We start from the raw sequence: 3,378 nt of genomic DNA on the forward strand, positions 1-3,378 counted from the left end.
ATCTCGGGTGGCCGGAATGGTCGGTGGGGATCGAGTACGACGGCAGGGTGAAGTACCGGACCCATGACGACCTCGTCCATGAGAAGCGGCGGCACGACGCGATCACCGAGGCGGGACTCGAGGTGGGTGCGTTCCGTGGGGTTGGTGACGAGGGTGAGGGCGTGGCGGTACGACGCCGCGGCGGCGGCGCGGCGGCCGGCGCGGGCCAGGAGCTCCGCGCGGACGGCCGGGACGCGGTGGAGGCGGGGGAGCGCCTCGTCGAGGCCGTCGAGCAGGCGCAGGCCGGCATCCGGGCCGTCGGCCTCCGCGACGGCGACAGCCCGGGCGAGACGCACGACGGGCGAGCCGGTGAGTCGTTCGAGCTCCGCGTAGCGGGCGGCGACGACGTCCCAGCGGGTCGCCTCCGACGTCGGAGCGGTGGCGTGCTCGGCGGCGATCAGCGCCTGCAGGAGGTACTCGCGGGCGAGGCGCGACATCGGCGGGCGCGCTGCGAGCGTCGGCGTGCCGGCGGCGGGTGCGACCTCGGGGGTGAGGGTGGACAGGAGCGCGAGGGCCTCGTCGATGTCGTCGTGGTGCCACAGGGCGCGGTCCTGGTCGGGGAGGAGGACGAGCGCGCCGTCGGCGTCGAGGCGGGTGTCGCGGCGCGAGTGCTGGAGCAGCAGGAGCGCGAGCAGCGCGCGCACGACGGGCCGGTCCGGGAGGAGCCCGTCGAGCACGCGGAGCTGGCGGATCGCCTCGTCACCCAGGTCGACGCGCAGCGGGACGTCGCCCGCACCCGGCTGGTAGCCCGACGTGAAGGTCAGGTAGACGACGGTCGCGACGACGTCGAGCCGCTCGTCGAGCCGGTCGGCCGGCGGTGTCGCGAACGGGATTCCGGACGCGGCGAGGCGCTTCTTCGCGCGGGTGAGGCGGGCAGCCATCGCGGACTCCTGGACGAGCAGCAGCCGGGCGATCTCGGCGGTCGACAGCCCGACCACGAACCGCAGCGTGAGCGCGACGCGGTCGTCGGGCGCGATCGCGGGGTGGCAGCACGCGAAGACGAGCCGGAGCTGCTCGTCGGCGACGTGCGCGCCGGGGTCGACGGCGGCGGACGCGGCCGCGCGCATCTCGTCGTCGACGACCATGAGCGGCGCCTTGCGCCGCTGCACCGACTCGGTGCGCAGCCGGTCGAGGACGCGTCGACGCGCGGCCGTGAGCAGCCAGGCGCCGGTGTTGGCGGGCACGCCGTCGAGCGGCCAGCGTCGGGCGGCGGACTCGAACGCGTCGGACACCGCGTCCTCCGCGAGGTCCGGCCGCGCGTACTGGCCGATGACCAGCGCGATCAGGCGTGACCAGTGCTGCTGCCACGCGGCGGCGACCGCATCGGCGGCCTGCTGCTCGGTCGTCGCGCCGGGCGTCGAGGTCGAGGCGCTCGGGAGCGCGGTGGCACGGGTGGACGCGTCCGTACCTGACGGGTGCGTGCCCGCACCATCGGCCGGGTCGCGTGCGGTCATGCCGCCACCACCGGGTGCACCTCGAACGTGCCCGCCGGCAGCAGGGTGAGGACGTCGACGAGCGCGTCGAGGTCGGGGGCGTCGAGGACGTGCAGCCCGACGAGCGGTCCGTCGGGCACGTCCGCCGTCCCGTCCGTGAGGGTCAGACCCTCCGCGCGCGAGCGGACGGTCGTCGCCACGTCGGGGGAGCCGAGGATCTCGTCGAGCACGGTCGTGACACCGAGGACGGCGGCGAGCGCGGCGAGGTCGTCGCGCGGTGCGCGCGGGGGAGCGAGCACCGCGGCCAGAGCGGAGGCGACGTCGTCGTCGTCGGGACCGGGCGCGGGACCGGTGACCGCAGGACCCTGCCCTGGCGCGTCGCCGTCGCCGGCGCCCGGGGGAGGCGAGCCCTGGCCGGCGGGCCGCGGGCTCGGGTGCGCGCCACGCGGCCCGCCGGTCGCGAGCTCGTCGAGCAGGTCGGTCCCACGCACGGGACGGGTGCTCGGGGCGCCGTAGCGGAGGACGACGAACCTCATGCGGACGCACCCCGGACCGTCGTGGTGGAGCCGGTCGTGGCGGCGCGCGGACGGCGGCGGGACTGCGTGGGCATCGGGGGCCTCCGGGTGGGATGGGCTGTCGACGGGATGACGGGGGTGCCGCGTCCCGATCGACATGGCCTCAGAAGTCGATGATCGCGACGGGCCGGACCTCGATCGTGTACGACGGCGGCAGGCGCCGGGCGTGGTCGACGACGTCGCCGCGCGACGCGGCCTCGACGAGGTAGAAGCCGCCGAGCTGCTCGGTCGTCTCGGCGAACGGCCCGTCGCTCGCGATCCGCTCCTCGCCAGCTCGCAGCGTGGTGGCGTGCGCGGTCGGCTGGAGCGCGTCGCTCGAGAGGATCGCGACGCCGTGCCCGGCGGCGTTCTGCTCGTAGTCGCGGTGCCGGTCGAGGTACACCTCCTGCTGCTCGGGGGTCGCGGTCGCCCAGGCGTTCTCGTCCTCGTACAGCAGGACCATCCAGCGGCTGCGGTCGTCGGTCATGTCAGCTCCTCGTCGCGTGGCGGTCGGGCCGGCGGCGTGCCGGTCCGGGGGTGAGGTGGTCGGCCCGCCGTCCAGGGACACCGTGCACCGGGATGACGCGCGGCGGTAGACGGAATCGACAGCGGCCCGCCACTCATTGACATGCAAGTTGCCACTTGCCTATAACAGTGGACATGCCCGACGAGGTGTACAAGGCGCTCGCGGACCCGACGCGCCGCGTGATCCTCGACGAGCTGCAGGAGCGCGACGGGCAGTCGCTGTTCGAGATCTGCTCGCGCCTCGCCATGAAGCACGGCCTGTCGTCGACCCGGCAGGCGATCTCCCAGCACCTCGACGTGCTCGAGGCTGCCGGGCTGGTCGTCGTCCGGCGCGAGGGCCGGTACAAGCTCCACCACCTCGACACGACCCCGCTCGCCGAGATCACGCGCCGCTGGCCGGCGCGCGACCGCAGCGACACGGACGGCGACACCCCGAGCGACACCGAGACCCCCACCGGAGGGACCGACCGATGATCCGCCTCACCGTGACCAGCGTCTTCGTCGACGACCAGGCCAAGGCGCTCGACTTCTACACCCGCGTCCTCGGCTTCGTGCTGAAGCACGACGTCCCGCTCGGCGAGGACCGCTGGCTCACCGTCGTGTCGCCCGCCGCACCCGACGGCGTCGAGCTGCTGCTCGAGCCGGACACGCACCCCGTCGTCGGCCCGTACAAGGCCGGGCTGGTCGAGGACGGCATCCCCGCGGCGTCGTTCGGCGTCGTCGTCGGCGTGATGCCGCCCCTGCAGGTCGTGCCGTCGAGTGCGAACGACGTCGGCGCGGGGTTGGCCGTGCCGTTCCACGCGCCGTTGAAGCCGAACGACACGCTG

General features: G+C 74.6%; 5 protein-coding genes. 2 read left to right on the forward strand and 3 right to left on the reverse strand.

The features are described 5' to 3' along the window. The 3 genes from OMK64_RS19750 to OMK64_RS19760 all read right to left on the reverse strand — a co-directional run. A partial coding sequence (locus OMK64_RS19750) for an RNA polymerase sigma factor (RefSeq protein WP_272730061.1) occupies positions 1 to 1,493 on the reverse strand: 1,493 nt, incomplete at its 3' end. Further along, entirely contained in the window at positions 1,490 to 2,008 is a 519-nt protein-coding gene (locus OMK64_RS19755) for a YciI family protein (RefSeq protein WP_272730062.1), read from the reverse strand. The genes OMK64_RS19755 and OMK64_RS19750, both read right to left, overlap by 4 nt. A gap of 142 nt (positions 2,009 to 2,150) precedes the next feature. Beyond that, entirely contained in the window at positions 2,151 to 2,513 is a 363-nt protein-coding gene (locus OMK64_RS19760) for a YciI family protein (RefSeq protein ID WP_272730063.1), read from the reverse strand. 173 nt (positions 2,514 to 2,686) lie between these two features. Between OMK64_RS19760 and OMK64_RS19765 the strand changes: the two genes are divergently transcribed. Beyond that, positions 2,687 to 3,025 carry an ArsR/SmtB family transcription factor gene (locus tag OMK64_RS19765; protein WP_272730064.1) on the forward strand — a complete coding sequence of 113 codons (339 nt, stop codon included), beginning with the start codon at positions 2,687 to 2,689 and terminating at the stop codon, positions 3,023 to 3,025. Further along, positions 3,022 to 3,378: VOC family protein (locus OMK64_RS19770; protein ID WP_276596338.1), on the forward strand; the 357-nt coding region annotated here is incomplete at its 3' end. The genes OMK64_RS19765 and OMK64_RS19770, both read left to right, overlap by 4 nt.

It is taken from the genome of Cellulomonas fimi (assembly GCF_028527925.1).
In the GTDB taxonomy this organism is placed as follows: Bacteria; Actinomycetota; Actinomycetes; order Actinomycetales; family Cellulomonadaceae; genus Cellulomonas; species Cellulomonas fimi_C.